The sequence below is a fragment of the Pseudothermotoga elfii DSM 9442 = NBRC 107921 genome (genome assembly GCF_000504085.1).
GTDB lineage: Bacteria > Thermotogota > Thermotogae > Thermotogales > DSM-5069 > Pseudothermotoga_B > Pseudothermotoga_B elfii.
Genome location: NC_022792.1, coordinates 1,674,592 through 1,692,085, shown reverse-complemented (window position 1 = coordinate 1,692,085; position 17,494 = coordinate 1,674,592). Strand labels below are relative to the sequence as shown.

14 protein-coding genes are annotated in these 17,494 nt (G+C 39.2%); 2 read left to right on the top strand and 12 right to left on the bottom strand.

Annotation, left to right across the window (positions count from 1 at the left end; genetic code table 11):
* Positions 1-30 precede the first annotated feature (30 nt).
* The 4 genes from TEL01S_RS08175 to TEL01S_RS08160 all read right to left on the bottom strand — a co-directional run bounded on the left by TEL01S_RS08175 (position 31) and on the right by TEL01S_RS08160 (position 4,594).
* Complete coding sequence (locus TEL01S_RS08175) at positions 31-1,647, bottom strand: ABC transporter substrate-binding protein (RefSeq protein WP_028843814.1); 1,617 nt, start codon at positions 1,645-1,647, stop codon at positions 31-33.
* A gap of 34 nt (positions 1,648-1,681) precedes the next feature.
* Positions 1,682-2,821, bottom strand: a complete 1,140-nt coding sequence (locus tag TEL01S_RS08170) for a DUF917 domain-containing protein (RefSeq protein WP_028843815.1) — start codon at positions 2,819-2,821, stop codon at positions 1,682-1,684.
* A gap of 38 nt (positions 2,822-2,859) precedes the next feature.
* Positions 2,860-3,627: an IclR family transcriptional regulator gene (locus tag TEL01S_RS08165; RefSeq protein ID WP_051366221.1), complete on the bottom strand. Its 768-nt coding sequence runs from the start codon at positions 3,625-3,627 to the stop codon at positions 2,860-2,862.
* Positions 3,628-4,033: 406 nt separating this feature from the next.
* Entirely contained in the window at positions 4,034-4,594 is a 561-nt protein-coding gene (locus tag TEL01S_RS08160) for a pyruvate kinase alpha/beta domain-containing protein (protein ID WP_012003617.1), read from the bottom strand.
* Between the two features lie 126 nt (positions 4,595-4,720).
* Here TEL01S_RS08160 and TEL01S_RS08155 point away from each other — a divergent pair, with 126 nt between their 5' ends.
* Positions 4,721-5,188: a pyridoxamine 5'-phosphate oxidase family protein gene (locus TEL01S_RS08155; protein WP_028843817.1), complete on the top strand. Its 468-nt coding sequence runs from the start codon at positions 4,721-4,723 to the stop codon at positions 5,186-5,188.
* A 161-nt stretch (positions 5,189-5,349) separates the two neighbouring features.
* Here the strand turns inward: TEL01S_RS08155 and TEL01S_RS08150 are convergent, their stop codons facing one another.
* The gene (locus TEL01S_RS08150; RefSeq protein ID WP_028843818.1) at positions 5,350-6,456 is read right to left on the bottom strand and encodes a hypothetical protein; all 1,107 of its coding nucleotides are present in this window, start codon (positions 6,454-6,456) and stop codon (positions 5,350-5,352) included.
* 25 nt (positions 6,457-6,481) lie between these two features.
* A complete protein-coding gene (locus TEL01S_RS08145; protein ID WP_028843819.1) occupies positions 6,482-8,839 on the bottom strand; it encodes a phosphoketolase family protein in 2,358 nt (785 codons plus the stop codon).
* A gap of 87 nt (positions 8,840-8,926) precedes the next feature.
* Here TEL01S_RS08145 and TEL01S_RS08140 point away from each other — a divergent pair, with 87 nt between their 5' ends.
* Positions 8,927-10,267: an alkaline phosphatase gene (locus TEL01S_RS08140; protein WP_028843820.1), complete on the top strand. Its 1,341-nt coding sequence runs from the start codon at positions 8,927-8,929 to the stop codon at positions 10,265-10,267.
* A gap of 34 nt (positions 10,268-10,301) precedes the next feature.
* Here the strand turns inward: TEL01S_RS08140 and TEL01S_RS08135 are convergent, their stop codons facing one another.
* From TEL01S_RS08135 to TEL01S_RS08110, 6 genes are all read right to left on the bottom strand, one after another.
* A complete protein-coding gene (locus TEL01S_RS08135; RefSeq protein WP_028843821.1) occupies positions 10,302-11,306 on the bottom strand; it encodes a LacI family DNA-binding transcriptional regulator in 1,005 nt (334 codons plus the stop codon).
* Between the two features lie 16 nt (positions 11,307-11,322).
* Complete coding sequence (locus TEL01S_RS08130) at positions 11,323-13,698, bottom strand: glycoside hydrolase family 2 protein (RefSeq protein WP_028843822.1); 2,376 nt, start codon at positions 13,696-13,698, stop codon at positions 11,323-11,325.
* A 15-nt stretch (positions 13,699-13,713) separates the two neighbouring features.
* Positions 13,714-14,520, bottom strand: coding sequence for a carbohydrate ABC transporter permease (locus TEL01S_RS08125; protein WP_028843823.1), 807 nt, complete (start codon positions 14,518-14,520; stop codon positions 13,714-13,716).
* Complete coding sequence (locus TEL01S_RS08120) at positions 14,521-15,408, bottom strand: carbohydrate ABC transporter permease (RefSeq protein ID WP_012003609.1); 888 nt, start codon at positions 15,406-15,408, stop codon at positions 14,521-14,523.
* A gap of 60 nt (positions 15,409-15,468) precedes the next feature.
* Entirely contained in the window at positions 15,469-16,695 is a 1,227-nt protein-coding gene (locus TEL01S_RS08115; protein WP_028843825.1) for an ABC transporter substrate-binding protein, read from the bottom strand.
* A gap of 294 nt (positions 16,696-16,989) precedes the next feature.
* On the bottom strand, positions 16,990-17,490 hold the full coding sequence (locus TEL01S_RS08110; protein WP_028843826.1) for a flavodoxin family protein: 501 nt from the start codon (positions 17,488-17,490) through the stop codon (positions 16,990-16,992).
* Positions 17,491-17,494: the final 4 nt, after the last annotated feature.

The following is a 17,494-nucleotide window of genomic DNA, read 5'->3' as shown; positions in this document are numbered from 1 at the left end:
GCCTACTCATCCGGTTTAGAAATCTGCACTTTACCTTTTCTCGGGGAATACTTTCATATCATGTGCGTAGAGTCCATAGCCCAGGGGAAGGGCAATTTGCTTTCCTTGATGTACTAAATCTGCAACAAACCAAGAAACATACGATGCTTGATACGCACGTGTTTCTGCCCGGTCTATTAACCAAATTGTTGGGCACAGCTCCACAAGTTTCTGTTGAATTGCGTGGTACTTATTGAATCGTTCCTCGGTATTGATCGTGCTCAGTGCATCTTCTATCATACGATCGATCTCTGGATTCAACAGCCACTCACATTGTTCCCATGTGCCTGTTGATTTTGAGTGGTAACGGGTTGTCAGCATGCCGCCTGCTTCCATGTAATGTGCCGCAACGAATATCAAGGAACAGTTAGGAGTTGTTTCAATGCTTTGAGCATCAGCAATCATAGAACCGAAAGGTTTTTTCGTCACCTCAACTTTAATACCTAACTTAGACCAATTAGCTTGAAGCATTAGGGCTATTTTTTCCTCCTCTGGCACCTCGGCACACCAAGAAAATGTCAAAGGATATTTGTCTAATTGTCCATAGTATTTGGATTTTTTGAGTTCTTCACGCGCTTTGTCCAAATTGAATTCCCATGGCTGTATGGATGAGTCATGGCCGGGAAGAGTCTGCGGAACTGGCCCTCGTGCGACTAATGATCCTGGGAATATTATATTGGCTATTGTTTTGTAGTCTACTGCGTATGCCAAAGCTCTTCTAAAGTGAACGTCATCTGTTGGAGGTTTTCGTGTATGCAACATCACATTTAAATTCATTCCTCCTGGGACAAAACGTATTACTTCCACACCTGGCATCTTTGCCATTGCTTCATAGCTCTCCATTGGCTGTATTTCGTCTGTTATCTCCAGTTCCTTTTTTGCCACAAGAGTTCTTATAGTTACCGGGTCTGCCGTGGCCATTTCTTTGAAATACTCTGGAGCGTTCGGTTCCCAACCTCCCCACCAGTCATCGAACTTTTTCATAAGTACGTATTCCTCCATCTTTACTTCTTCCACCATGTAGGGACCGCTACCTGCATCATGTTCTAAAAGCCACTTTCTTCCGTAATCTCCGAACTCTCCATATGGTCCTGAATCTAAATGTCTGAGAACTGTGTCTTTATCAACAATATACAATCTGACTAAGGTGCTCAAGAATGGCCCATAAGCTTTTTTCATCTTAAATTGAACTGTGTACTTGTCCAGAGCTACTACTTTGTCAATAAATGGTTCAAACAAATACGCGAATCCCTCTCCCATCGTTAACAGTCGTTTCACAGAGAAAACGACGTCTTCTGCGGTCAATTCATTGCCAGAATGAAATTTCACACCTTGCCTCAGATAGAACGTCCAGACTAAACCATCTGAGCTACATTCCCAGTGAGTTGCTAAGTGTGGTCTCACTGAACCATCTGGATTTGGAAAGACAAGGCTGTCATATAGATTGACGATAGCTATACAGTCTGAAAAATCACTACCGACGGCTGGGTCAATATAAGTAGGCCAGTCTTCTGTTGTTCTAACGATACTCTGAGATTGACCAAAACACAAAACGGAAATCATTATCAAGAAACAGACAGCGACTAATTTCGTACTATCTTTTGACATACTACCCCCTCCTTATTAAGAATACCTTTTCACGTTAAGAGGTCTCTACCATTTTTTCGAAAGGCATGTATTCAATATCGAATCCAAAATGCTTTGGTCCAAGCAACTCTAAACCTTTTTCTGTCAGAAATACTTTTCTTGCAGGAATTCCTAATACTTTAACTTCCATGCCAACTTGAATGTCTGGATTGTACAAGGGTTCAAAATCAGAAGATTTAACAACAATTATCATGTCGGGACTTGTTATATAAGGTTTTTCATTCAGCCATCCTATATGATTCTCATTTTTGAACCAAATTTTGAATTTTTGTCCTTCAAATTTTCGTGTGCCTGTGATCTCATGGTATCCCCAATAATAACCATCTTTGTCCATCCATTCTTTCTTTGATACTGTTCCTGTAAAAATTATTTTGCCGTTAGTCTTTCTTAAAACAGCATCTTCTGGATTTCTTCCCTGATCTCTCTCTACTCTGATCAAATTACCTATTTCAAAGCATTCTGTTAATGTACCACTAATTATCATATTTTTCATATCTCTGATGGGCATTAAATAACCTGCCTGACCAGCTATACCAAATGCTGCTGCAGAAAGGTATTTTCCTATTCTTTCTGCCATGGAAGAATTAACTGCTTTTTCGATATAGCAAATATTTCCCCATTGATCCCAGGAAACCATAGGATATGGTTCTCTTCCATATATATGAGGTGTTACCTGGGTTACCTCGGGGATTGCACGCCCCGTATAGTCACCATCAACGGCATATAGATGTAATTCCATTGCCGCAGCTAAAGCAGTCGGAGTATTGGCACCACCAAGTTCAATAGGAACTATGACGTTTGCAGTAACACCTGTAAATTTTTGCAGTGCTTCAACGGACTTCGAAAGCAAATTAACGCTCACCTTCATTTCCTCACTTAATCCAATTTGCTTCATTTGTTCGATTGTTTGGTTTGTTAAAGGAGCTATGGATCCCATCAAGAATGGGCAGACTGCGTAGCCCTCATCAGGTATTTCTTGTACATCAATCCATCTGATGAACCCCGTTTTCTTTAAAATGTTAGTCAATAACCTGATGCCATCTTCCGGACGTCCACCTCCACCTGTGCCGAAAAACGTACAACCCCTCACAAAATCTGTTATTTCTTCAACATTTGTGAGACTCTTTGTAGGCACCTTTATCACCCTTTCTACTCACTAGTTAGGATTCAGTTTCAATCTGCTTGAATACTTAAGTAGTTTCGGTAACCGAGTTTCTCTGAAATTTCAATAGCAGCATTTTTAAGTTCTACTGATATCTTTATGATGTCGTTGTCTTTGTGATATGGCAACAATAAAGCACTGATGGCAGCAACAACTTTGTTTGTGTAATCGAAAACAGGTACACCCACACCTCTAACCCCGATCCGGTGCTCATGTTCATCGACAGAATAGCCTCGGCATCGAATTTCACGCAATTGTTGTTTTAGTAAGTCTGGATCTGTTACTGTATATGGTGTGTAAGATTTGAGTTGGATGTGTTTTAAATATTGATCTAATTCTTTTTCAGAAAGCCAAGCTAAAATTGCTTTCCCAAGAGCCGTTGGATATAGATCGAAAACTTCACCAATCCTGGAAATGGATGGCATTGTTTTACTGCTACCCACTTTTGCAATACATACTCCCATGTTTCTTTCTCTAATAGCCATATGGACAGTGACTTGAGCTTTTTCACTTAGTTCTAGAAGTACAGGATAAGCAACTTCAAAGATTTCGTTGTTTGCTAAAACCCTGCTACCTAGATCCACAATTTTGTACGAAGTTTTATATCTTCCTGAATGTGCGTCTTTGTAAACATATCCTTCTTCTTGAAGAATTCTCAAGTAATAGCATATATTTGATGGTGATTGGCCGATGCTTTCTGCTAATTGGGAAACCGTTACACCAAGTTTTTCAGAGCATATGAGTTCCAAAATTCTCAATGTCGTATTTATACTGCTCATAAAATAAATCCACCTTTCTTATTCAAAAATATTTAATTAATTAAATATAATTGTACAATAACAGGCTATCCCGTATTATTGGTATTGTCAAGGATTGTTTTTCAGTATTAGCAGTAAGTAGTTCTAATAATCCAGAAAAAATTTGGAACAAGGAATAAATTTGAATAAAATCTTACAATATCTCGAATAAATTCACATTTTCTCGTAAAATCTCATAAGTAAAATTTTTGGTTAACAAATTTGTAAGGGAAAAACTCAACTGCCTATAAACATAAATCTAAGCAAGATCTCATACAGAAATGTGATTAATATTCAAGTTTGCTTGGGCATCATCTTAAATTTAGTGAAAGAGTCTTAGAAACATCGCCAGCTTGTTCACAGCAAAGTAAAATTTTTCAGAATTTGTTTAACCTGTATATTCAGAAGGCATGCATATGATCTTTCCAATTCTTAATTCCAGCATTCTTGATGTATTTGCCGGTTTGATAACCATTGCCGTATCCAGCCCTTTTGAACTGCCCGCACACGCAACTATCCATTCACTGCATTTGATTAATCCGGCATCTGCTGCCATAAGGCTCATTTCCACACAAACCTTGACCCCCTGAGAAAACAGCCTCAGAGTATTGGCTATAACTTCGGCAGTATGAATGCCATTGTATTCTCTCCTGAAGGCTCTTTCAATTCCAGAAAGAACGTGAGTTGCGGTGAGAACTTTATGGCCTTTATTTATGAGTTTTTGAAATGTTTGCTCAGAAAACTCTTGATGATCTACTTCTTTAAAGCCATGATGATGTGTGACCACAATCAATTGAAAATCATCCGGTATCATTTCTAAAGCCTTTTCTGCACTATAACCGCGGGTAGAAGATATCAGCAGTTTTTTTCCACATTTGCTTGCTTCCTCAATTGCAAGTTGTAAGGTTTTTTCTGTGTTCTCCTCACCTTTTTTTGGAAAAAGCACCATCTCTCAAACCCCCTTATTTCAAAGAAAATTCTATCACGTTCAGATAGCTTTGAGTGTAGGTCGATAATCTGAATTTGGCTTATACTTTTAAGAGGTTGAAAAATTCTCGCATCAGGAGGGTGAAAAGTGTTTAGACCTGTGAGGAGATCTGAGAGGCAGCTTTCTGTACAGGAAGCATATAAAATACTGGAAAAAGGTCAGTATGGAGTGCTTTCAACCTGGGATGGTGAGTTTCCATATTGTGTACCTGTAAATTATGTTTTTATAGATGGATATATATATTTTCACACAGCCTTAGATGGCCATAAAGTTGACAGCATAAAAAACTATCCCAAAGTATGTTTCAATGTGGTAGCAGAAAATGAGATTCTTGAGCAGGAACTTTCCACGAAATATGAAAGTGCTACCGTTTTTGGCAGGGCAGAATTTGTTGATGGAGAAGAAAAGAAACAGGTCCTGCGCAGTCTTGTAAAAAAGCTTTCCCCAGGTTATGAAAACGAAGGTGAAAAATGTATTCTGTCAATGTTGAATCAAACAGGGGTGGTCCGGATTTCGATAGATTACATAACAGCCAAAGCCAATCGTGGAAAATAATGCCTGCTTTCAAATATAGATTGTTCAGATTCGGAGTTTTTCTATTCTAAACGCTTCAAAATAGGAGATATTTTCTTTGCTGCTATATTGATAAACAGAGCCTTTTGAAAAATGCCCAAAAGCCATGCCAAAAACAAAAGCTATAGGCACAGGAACGCGTTTCAATCGAATCTAAGAGGAATGGAAATACGATTGACAAATCTTACAAATCTCTGTGATTCTTCATACAGTGAATCTGTTAATTCATACCAATCAAAAGCCATTCCCAGCATTTTGCCATGTTCGTCATGTCCACGTATGTATAAATATCTGCGATTTTGAAGAGAAGGGCCATATGATCTTGAAGAACTTCCCAGCCTATAAACAGTCTCCATAACCAATTGTCCAACAATAAACGGCTTCCAGTTTGGCATTGGTAGGGAAACTTCAACACTAACGTGGCCAATTGGCATTATGCAGTAGTAATCTGGCATACCGGTCCATGTGCTTTTCAAAGATTTGTAAGCCCATCCTACAAGATAATCTGGAGTAGTACGCACATAGGAATCGTCAAGCTTATCTACAAATTGTGTTAAAAGTGTATCTATAAACTCTTTTTCTTCAATTGTCATGGAATCGGTTTTTATTACCTTGATGTATTCAAAAGCGGGATTTGGTTTTTGATACCACGGGTAATGCGCATAGGACTGAAAATATGTATTTTTCTCACGATTTTTCCACAGGCTTTCTAACATGGTGAAGAAAAATTTCTTTTGTTCAGAATCATCTGCCAACAACTTAAAACCCCATAAACCTTCTTCGGGCAAAATAGAAAGTTCTTCAACAAAGTATGGTTCTGAAAATACATCCAGAACTTCTTCACGCATTGCTTTATAAAGATGAATGATCAAACCAGTTTGTCGAAAATTAATCTGGGCAGATGGTTTTCCCAGCCCGCTCGAGCCGGCGCAGATTTTTACATCATGTGGTTTTTTCAAATCGATCTTGCCTTTACGCCTGCCTATTTGGTACTCAATGTAATCATTTTCAAAAGAAAGCGTTCCATATTTTTCCTTGGCAAAATTCATTACCAGTCCGTAAGTTTTTACACAAACAGCGAAAGCTAAGATCAAACTGCCGATAAAACCAAGAAAAATAACCCAGCCAGAAACCTTCCAGCCAAGCAAGCTGAAAACAAGAACTGGCAATCCAATCCAGATCAGCAGAAATTCTAAAAGCGGAACCATGACAGTTTGCCTGCCACTGATGTACAGAGCTTTAATTTTCAAACTCCCCACCCCCCTTTAATCGGACTCAAAGATCTGGTTTATCTACCCCATATTCATAAGCATATTGAAGAGCCTCAATTTGAGCGTTTCTTATCAAATCTCTTGCATAACCGGCTTTTTGGCTTATGCGTTCTACTCTGTCTATTATGTCTATTGCTATACTGAATCTGTCGGTTTGATTCAAAATCGATAGCTGCATCGGTGTAGTTATACCACCTCTTCCTTTCAAGAACGGTGAAAGTGCGGTGGAATCTATTCCATATTTTCTGTTCTCGCGATAGCCTCGCACATGTATGTTGTCGTGATTTTTCCTTCTGTATGTGAGCCTGTGTATGAGCCATGGGTAACCGTGGAAGTTGAATATAACAGGTTTGTCGATGGTGAAATAAGAATCAAATTCTCTATCAGTCAATCCATCAGGATGCTCACCGCTCGGTGTTAGAGCAAAAAGATTTATCACGTTCACAAATCTTATTCTGAGCTCCGGGAAAAAGTCTTTAACAATCTTCACTGCCGCGATGGCTTCCTTTGTTGGAATATCTCCACAGCTTGCCACGACAACATCTGGTTCTTCTTGAGGGTGATTTGATGCAAAATTCCAGATTCCAATTCCTTTTATCACGTTTTTGATTGCTTCATCGATATCCAAATATTGTGGATGTTTTTGTTTATCGGCCACGATGATGTTTATTCTGTTTGTTGTCTGCAAGCAATGCCATGTCGTTGCCAGAAGCGTATTTGCATCTGGTGGAAAATAAACTCTGACTACGTTTGGCCATTTGTCAACAATTGAGGTTATAAAACCCGGGTCTTGATGCGTGAAACCGTTGTGATCCTGCCGCCATACCACAGAAGTCAGCAGCAGATTTAAAGAAGAAACCGGCATTCTCCAGGAAATATCCGAAGATATATCGATCCACTTTCCAAATTGATTGACCATCGAAGAGATGATAGGTGCAAAACCTTCGTAAGTATTTAGAAAACCATGCCTGCCTGTGAGCAAATATCCTTCAAGCCAGCCTTCGATTGTGTGCTCGGAGAGAATTTCCATAACTCTTCCAAAAACTGAAAGATAGCCTTCGTCACTGTCAACTGGAAAAATTCTTGCATTCCAGGCTTTGCCATGAGAAAATGTTGCATCAAGTCTGTTGGATTTTGTTTCATCCGGTCCAAAAACTCTGAAATTATCTGGATTAAGATCTATGATCTTTCTGAGATAGTCTCCAAGCGGGCGGGTATTTTCGTGGTATTTCTGTTGCTGTGGATCGATGGAGAACTCTTTTAACTGGGGTAATTTCAATGAAATTCTGATAAGCCCACCATTCGAAACTGGATTTTTACTCATCTTCAGATTATCTGGTGGAATGAGTTCAAGTAAATCTTTTCTCAATTTTCCAGATTGATCGAATAGTTTATTGGGTTCATAGCTCATCAACCATTGTTGCAAAATCACGAGGTTTTCTGTGTTTTCTTTGACATCAGAAAGTGGTACCTGATGTGATCTCCAGTATCCTTCGATGTAATGGTCTTTGACGATCTTGGGGGCAGTCCAGCCTTTTGGAGATCTCAAAATTATCATGGGTAAAATTGGCCTTTGAATTTTTTCCTTGGCATCAGACCAGATATTGATTATTCTTTCAACACTCTTATCCATCGCTTCAGCCATTTTTTGGTGCGACTCAACATAATCATCTGTTCCATCAACAATGATTGGATCATAGCCATAGCCTTTGAACAAATTGAGTAGTTCGGCTTCTTCTATTCGAGCGAGTACTGTTGGGTTGTTTATTTTATAGCCATTCAAAGACAGTACTGGTAAAACCGCACCATCTCTTGCTGGATTGAGAAATTTATTGGAATGCCATGACGCCGCAAGAGGACCAGTTTCTGCTTCGCCATCTCCAATAACTGTTACAGCTAAGAGTTTTGGATTGTCGAACACTGCACCGTAGGCGTGAGAGAGTGAATAACCAAGCTCGCCACCTTCCTGTATCGAACCGGGTAGCTCAGGTGTGCAGTGGCTGCCAAAACCACCTGGAAAAGAAAAATACTTGAAGAGTTTTTTCATCCCTTCTTCGTCTTGTGTGAATTCCGGATAGTATTCACTCAATGTCCCTTCAAGATATACAGGCGCTATTACACCAGGCGCGCCATGGCCGGGCCCAGCAATGAAGATGGCATTCAGATTGTACTTGTTTATCACTCTGTTAGCATGAACATATACGAAACTCAAGGCGGGTGAAGCACCCCAGTGGCCAAGCAATCTGTTTTTTATATGTTCAGACTTCAAGGGAGTTCTCAGTAGGGGGTTGTCTTTGAGATAGATCATTCCGGCTGAAATATAGCAGCAGGCTTTCCAGAAATCAACAAGTTTTTCAATCATAATTTCACCTCAATTTGATTTTATCTCAAATCTGTGAAAATGAGTTAGAATTTTACCTGGTAATCTATCATTGTGGGAGGTGAATTTATGAAAAAAGTTCTTGCGGTGATATTGCTGCTTGCTTTAACATTTGTGGCATTTGCACATGTCAAAAACGTCATTTACTTCATTGGCGATGGAATGGGTTTCAACCACCTTTATCTTGCAAGTTTGCTTGAGGGAAAGACATTGAACATGATGAAAACACCTTACACAGGCATTGTCAAGACGTTTTCTGCCAACACATGGGTAACTGATTCTGCTGCAGCTGGTACAGCACTTGCAACTGGTTTTAAAACAAACAACGGAATGATAGGCATGCTCCCAAACCAAGAATCTGTACCGACGATCATAGAAATTGCCAAAGCATACGGAATGAGAACAGGTATAGTTGTCACATGCCGAATTACACATGCTACTCCAGCATCATTCTATGGACATGTTCCAGATAGAGATATGGAAAACGAACTTGCAGAACAATTAATCACAAATGCAACGGTTGATATTATCATGGGCGGAGGCTACAGAAACTTTTTACCAATGTCTGTCAAGGGCAGCAGCAGAAAAGATGAAAAAGATTTGATAGCACTGGCAAAGGAAAAAGGGTATGCTTATGTGACCAAAAAGAGTGAGCTTGCTAATATTGACTCAGATAAAGTGCTTGCTCTTTTTTCAAGCAGTCACATGGCTGCGGCAAGCGATCGAAGTGGAGAGCAGCCGATGCTCTACGAAATGGTTGAAAAGGCACTTGAGCTGTTATCAAAAGATGGTGAACCATTCTTTTTAATGGTCGAAGGATCACAAATTGACTGGGAAGCACACGGGAATGACCCTTATGGAGTCTGGAAAGAAGTTGCTGAATTCGATAAAGCTGTAGGCGTAGCTTTACAATTCGTTAAAACAAACCCAGATACTCTGATCGTTATCACAGCCGATCACGAAACTGGCGGGCTTTCTACTTCTACTGGCACCTATATGCTTGAGGTTGAAACGCTCAAAAAATTCAAAATGAATACCGATACTTTTTTGGCTAAATTCAATATCGAAGAAAAAGAAAAATTCATCAGTGCTGTTAAAGAAATTTATTCAGTTGATATGACCGAAGCAGAATACGAATGGTTGTTGAACATCAAGAAAACAGCAAAAAGTTCCTATGATTTACCAAACAACTTTGGAAAATACATAAGCAGCAAAGCCTTAGTTGGATGGACCACTTTCGACCATACGGGAAATCCTGTACCAATCTTTGCCTTTGGACCTGGTGCGGAATATTTCACCGGCTGGTTTGACAACACAGATATACCAAGATTGATAGCTCGCTTAATGGGATGTCCGCTTACCTATCCCATATACAAAGAGCCAGTAATTACAGGCCCTGTATTGTATTGAAAAAAGGCGGGCAGAAGCCCGCCTTTTATTTTATTCAGCTGGTTTGCCTAACCACTAATTCGACATCCAGTATTAGCTGTTTATAGCTTTTTCTTTTACCGGTAATTCGCCCCAGAAGGATTTTGAAAGCTTCAAAACCCATTTCGTACTTCTTGATTTGAACGGTAGTCAAAGGCGGACGAAAATAAGATGCAAAACAGATATCATCATAACCAACAACTGCTATATCTTCAGGCACCTTTTTTCCAAGTTCATCCAGCGCTTTTATCGCACCAAATGCGAACATATCGTTGTAACAGAATATAGAGTCAAAATCTATACCCTTTTTGATTGCTTCCTTAACTCCCATATATCCTGCTTCCATATTTTTATTGTAAGGAGCAGTGACAAGGTAATCTTCAGAAAGTTCTATATTTGCTTGGGAAAGTGCTTTTTTATAGCCTTCATATCTCATTATTGATGCAGAGTTGTCCATGCTTGTGTTGATGAAGAGTATGCGTTTTCTATTTCTGGAAATCAAATGTTTTGTTGCCAAATAGCCCCCTTTGATTTCATCGTTGTATATTTCATCGATGCCTGAACAGTACATATGCCTACCGATTAACACGAAGGGAAAATTCATCTTTAAAAGTTTTTCAAAATCTTCTGTATTCTGCCCAAATGGGCTGATCAACAGGCCTTCAACTCTTCTTTCAAGTAGAGTAGTAATAGCCTGCGACTGGGTTTTTGGATCTGTCTCTGTATTCATCAAAAGTAATTGGTAACCGAATTTTCTTGTAGCAGCTTCGATGCCTTTAAGAACCTCTGCAAAAAAAGGGTTGGAGCTGTCTTCTATGACAACTCCAACGGTCTTTGTTTGATTTCTCCTCAAAGCAAAAGCCGTTGTGTTTTTTATATAACCGATCTCTCTGGCTATTTTGAGAATCTTCTGCCGGGTCTGCTTGCTTATATCGTCTTTGCCTCTCAGGGCCTTCGAAACTGTGTTGACTGAAACGCCAGCTCGTTTGGCGATGTCTTTCATCGTCACGTATTTTTTCACTTGCACTCACCTTCATTTAGTATAATACATAAGAAATAATCGATCTTGAAAGTGGATTGTTTTTCAACGTTGTGTAGACCTTTCGCTTTCCCTCCTTTTCTTTTATATACAGTATAGAAGTAAAGGCATAGCCCCAGCCTGTGATCTTGCTTATGAGTGAATTGTCAGAAGACAATATTTTATCAGTCTGTTTTGATATGAGCACATATTCTGATGCAACTTCACCTAAGGACCATAGCAGGGCAGATATATTCTTATTTCTCTTTGTGTTGAATATGGTTAAATTGCTTATCCAATCTCCTGATAAATCAAGAAAACCATGAAGCTTTCTTTTTTCGGAGATTGATACAAGTTCTTCATCCTGCAACAAATCGTCATTTACCCAGAGTATTTCATCACTCAGAGGTGCTGGTCCTAAAACAACTACTGGATAGAAGTTCCGGCTAATCAAATTTCCATTTTCAAAAACCTCAAGAAAGATATTCTGTGTATCGTGTTCAAGTTTTGCAGAGAAATCTATACCTTCTGACACCGACCATTTTTTCAGTGGCACTGGTATCTGTTTAAGGATTTTTGTATCTGTTCTTATGATTAAATCTGCATCCATATTTTTTCCTGAATTATTAGCTATATAGATCTGGGTATGATAAGTATCTCCATCTTGGATAATTGCCATGTGGTTTTTGATGATTGGCAGAATCTTTTTGTTGAGAAATCTCAACTTGGAATGAAAAACTTTCGGCATGCGATTGTAATCGAGTAAACCATTGGCTTCCCAAGCAATATCTGAGAATTCTGTTATAACATACCCTGAAATCTCTGGCCTGAGTCTTATCTTTTCTATCTGATACTTTAATCCCAGAAATTGATTGAGCTGGGTTTGGTAAATAAAGTCATCTATGTTGTGAAAGCCACAAACGCGTGCAATTGCCTCGATAGGTGATGAATTAGGAAATTTCATACCCATCGTAGTTACAGGAAATTTCATCCAGTTACCTTCCCAATCTTTTGGATCAGAAAGTCCCCAGACACCGAATTCCGATACGATTTTTGGCAATTTCTTCGATTCGGCGTTTGATTCAAAAAAGCTCTTAAAATCACCTGTAGCAAAACTTTTTATTTTTTCATCCCATTGCGCATTGTGATACGGAAACGAATGATAAAAATGAAAATCATCTATATCGGATATAACGTGAAAATTGCCCATACATGCAGAATTGTCTACGTATAGCCTTGTATCATCAAGGGCTTTGGCTTTTCTGAAAAACATCTTGAGCCAGATTCTCGTTTGTTCCTCTGATAGATCCACACCCCAGCTTTCGTTTATCAAGCTCAGTAAGACAAAACTCGGGTGATTTGCATGCCTTTTTAAAAGGTTTTCAAGCAATTTTTCAAGATATCCCATTGATTTTTCATTTAACTGCCTTGCGTATGGCAGGTCTATCCATATCAGGAGACCAAGTTCATCGGCAATTTCTAAGTAAAGATCATCTGGAATTTTCACATGGAATCTTAAAAGATTCAGCCCCATTTCTTTGGCCTTCAATAATTCAGAGAGAAGATCGTTTTTCTCAGGCAGTGTGTAGTGATTGACCGGATAGAAATTTTGATCGAGTGCACCGAATATATAAACAGGTTCACCATTTAACAGTATCCTGTCTTCATCTACATCAATTGATCGAATGCCAAATGTGGTTTGAAACCTGTCTTTCGAATTGTCCTTGGCAAAATCGATTATGGCTGTATAAAGCTGGGGAGATTTCAAAGACCAGAGTTTCGGATCGTCAATGAGAAGATCAAATGTTGAGCGGCTAAATTTCTTATTCAGAATTTGCGTTCCAGATGGATCTATCACGGTTAGAGAAAAATCATGCTCTTGCCTGTCAGAAAACTCAATCTCGCATTTGATGGTTTTCAAATCTTTCATTGGTATGAATTTAGCAGATTTTATAAAAATATCATCTACAACCCATAGCTCGATATTTTGGATTATTCCGCAAGCATTCCCATACCAATCTTGTTTTCCCACAACAATTTCCGGCTTGCCAGATATGTCAAAATCAGAAACATGGATTTTTAAGATATCATGGCCATCAAAGTTGAGAAAATCTGTTATTTCAACTTCAAACAAATCATAACCATTTTCGTGATGCAGGACTTGCTTGCCGTTTACATAGATTTTCGACAGCCAATCAATCCCATGAAATCTCAACATGATTCTTTTGCTGGATATTCCTTCCAATTCGGTCAATTTTCTTTCGTATAAGCCCGAAAAACAAATCGGGTTTGGATAGCTTTGCTCAGTTATTGGAAATTCGTGCGGTAAAAAAATATTGTCACAAGTACCGTCATCGTAAGTTATTTTCCAGCCATGGTTTAGAGTTATTCTCACTGTCTTACACTCCTTTCACCTTAAACTCAAAACTACTCCACGTGTTAGATACCTTTGCATGAAAAGATAAACTACTACGACTGGCAGGGATGCCAGCACATTTGCCGCCATTATTGGACCATAACGTATGTTGACATCTGAACCTGCCAGTGCCACCAACCCAACTGGTAGGGTGTACATCTTTTCATTTGTCATGACAATCAAAGGCCAGAAAAAATCATTCCATATCCAGGTGAAGTGAAGCACAGCCACCGTTATGATAGAAGGTAGAGACATTGGCAGGATTATTCTGAACATTATATCCAGCTCGCCTGCGCCGTCCAGTCTTGCAGCTTCTTCGTAATCTGATGGTATAGCTTTCATGAACTGTGAGAGTATAAAAACTGCCATAGAAGAAGGCAAAGCTGGCAGTATTATCCCAAAAAGATTATTCACAAGACCGATTTTTCTGATCATCAGATATAACGGGATGGCGATTGCTTGACTTGGTATCATGAATCCGGTCAAGGATAGAAAATAGAGAAATTTTCTCCCTGGAAAATTCATTCGACTCACCGCATACGCTGCAAGTGTACAGATTACAATGATTCCAGCTGTCCCTATCGAGGAAGAAACGAGACTATTTGCAAACCACGCGCCAATCTTTGCCCTTTGAAGTATTGTTCTGTAATTATCGGCCGACCATTTAGAAGGTATCCATTTTCCGGCAAGGATATCTTTCTGTGATTGAAAAGATGCCAGGGTCATCCAGATAAGAGGAAGCAGGTAGATAACAGACAGAAAAATTGCCAGAATCGTCAGAATATATTTTTTTACCTTCATTTATATCAACTCCTCTTTTGAAGAGGAAATCATCAAACGCAGCTGCAAATATGAAAAAACGAGCATTATGAGGAACATGATAAAAGCCATACTCTGTGCATAGCCCATTTTGAAATATCTAAAACCCTGTTCATAGATATATTGCATAACTGTTCGAGTCTTTCCAGCCGGTCCTCCTGCCGTCATGATGTAAACCTGCCCGAAAATCTGAAGTGAAGCTATGATCTGAGTCACAATAACAAGAACATGCACTCTCTTCAAAAGTGGTATTGTTATGAAGATCATTTTTTTGAAACTGCTGGCACCATCAAGTTCTGCTGCTTCGTAATAGGAAGATGGTATTTGCTGCAGGCCCGCAATATATAAAATGACGCAAAACCCCATCGTCCACCAGACAGTGGTGATGGCAACAGCCGGCATGGCCCAGAATGGATCAACAAGCCAGTTAATGGTTTTCAGTCCTATGGATTTTGTGGCTTTTGAGATCAATCCAAAATATGGATTGTAGAGCAAAGACCATGTCAGACAGACAACTGAGATTGTCAAAGTGTATGGGAGATAAAAAGCAGACCTCAAAAAACCCCTTGCGTGCATTTTACTGTTTGCAAGCACGGCAACCAGAAAAGACAAAATCATAATTGGCGGAACTGTCAGAATGACAAAATAAAAGGTATGCCACAGTGATGACAGAAAAACTTTGTCAGAAAACATGCGCGACAAATTTGAAAGGCCTATAAATTGAGGTGTACCCAGAATGTCCCATTTGTAAAATACCATTCTGACTGAATTTACAAAGGGAATCAATTTGAAAACAACCAGCAAGGCACCAAAAGGCAGAAAAAATAAATAGGCAAGCAATGTATGTTTTTTCCTGTTATGAACAGTCATGAAACCCCTCCGTGCGAAAGAATAAAGAAGGGGGATATCCCCCTTCTTTCGTATCAGACCTCAGTCTGACAAAACGTTCTTAATTGTTTGCTGTAATTCTTTTGCACCCTGCTCGGGTGTGATCTGGTTAAGAATAACAGCCTGATTGAGTTCCCACATTTTCTGCCTGATCTCTACCCAGCCCCTCATACTCGGTGCAGGCACAACAAAGTTTGCAACCTGTGCATAATCAGCTCTCATTGGTAACTTTAAGAAGGCATCAGATTTCAGAACACTGTTGAGAACTGGCAGATGCCCTGCTTTTGCCCATTCTGCGGAATTTTTTGCAAACCACTCTATGAATTTTACAGCGGCTTTGATCTTGTTCTGGTCATCTTTTGGATGTTTTGGAAGCACCCATGTGTGACTATCTGCCCATGTGTATGGTTTGCTACCAGGGATTGCAGGCACACTTGTAACACCAAATTCCAGATCGAGTGTTGGATAAACTGCCATTGCCCAGACACCATTCAAATGGAATGGAGATTGGTCATTTTGAAAAAGTGATTCTCCAGTATTGTAATCCATCGATTCTATAATGCCCGAGTCAAAGAGATTTTTAATGAACTCATAGGTCTTTTTGGCTTTTTCAAGATCGAGTTTGATTGTATTTGTTTTTGCATCGTAAAATTCACCGCCAAGCTGTGTGTAGTATGCTATGAAAAGTCTTTCACCAGTCATTGGCCCATTTTCTGCAGATATACCAACTTCCAGACCAAGTTTGTCTTTGGCTGTTTTTGCATAACTGATCAATTCATCCCAGGTTTTTGGGACAAGAACTTCACCATTTTGGTCAGTTAATCCTGCTTTTTTCAAAAGTTTCTTGTTGTAATAGAGAACAAGAGGGTGCGTATCGATTGGGATTGCATAGAGTTTGCCGTTGTAGTGTGCCTTTGAAATAACTTCCGGTACATAATCAGACAAAATATCCTTGGACACGTAATTGTCAATAGCTGTCAGAGCTCCTCTTGAGGCAAAATCCGGTATCATTGCAAGATGCATGACAGAAACATCGGGTGGATCTCCTGCAACAACTGCTGTAGTTAATTTGTTGTAAAGTTCTCCCCATTCGATTATTTGTTCGACAACTTCGATATCGGGGTTTTCAGCGTTGAATTTTTTGATTAGATCAGTTACTATAAATCCTTCACCACCACTGAAAAATGTCCAGACAGTTATCGTTGTTTTTGCTGTGACTGCTATTGCCAGAATAAGCATGATACCGACAACCAGAAGAACTTTTTTCATAATTCTACCTCCCCTGAAATTTTTAGAATAGCGTATGGCTGAGCGTTCATATTTGAGAGTAACCAGTGTAATCTACTTCAACGATAACGTTATCGTTAACCTAAGTCAAATTTCAATTCACTCAGCAATAAAAAGATAATCGAAGTTACTAAAAGAAATTAAGAGAAACAATGCAGATAATCGGCAGAAAAAATGCATTTTTTATATACCAGACCACTGTTATGCCTGATTTCGGGCATGATTGTTGCCTTCATGAGTTTTCGTTAACAAAAAAGCAAACTTTCTCTGTGGTTTTTACTGATTTCCAGAAAAATCAATTTGCTTGAGAATCTTCTTGACCCACCTTTTGGTGTGCTCTATTTCTCCATCTTTTAATGGCCCTTCGACATCTTCAACGAAGAACCATTCAGAAGGAACAACAAGCTTTCCTCCCTTTTTTGTGAGCTTCTTAGAGATGGAATCTGCAGCATAGCCAAATATTTTCACAAAAAATGGCAACGCGAAAAAAGAAGATCTTATTTTTTCTTCTGCAAATCTTGTATCGAATGCGATCACCTTAATACCTTTTAAGCCGTCTTTTGGTATTTTTCTCAGAAAGCTCTTGATTGCTCTGGTTGGACTGAAGGCTCTGGTGGGAGAGCCAACGATGAGCAGATCGAGATTTTCCAGATTTCTGTATTTTACATTATCCACTTTGAGTACATTGACTTCGTTTGGAGAAAAAGCTTCACCAATTGTGCGGGCTATTTTCTCGGTGTTTGAAAAAAACGAATCATAGAGTATCAATATATTCATCTTT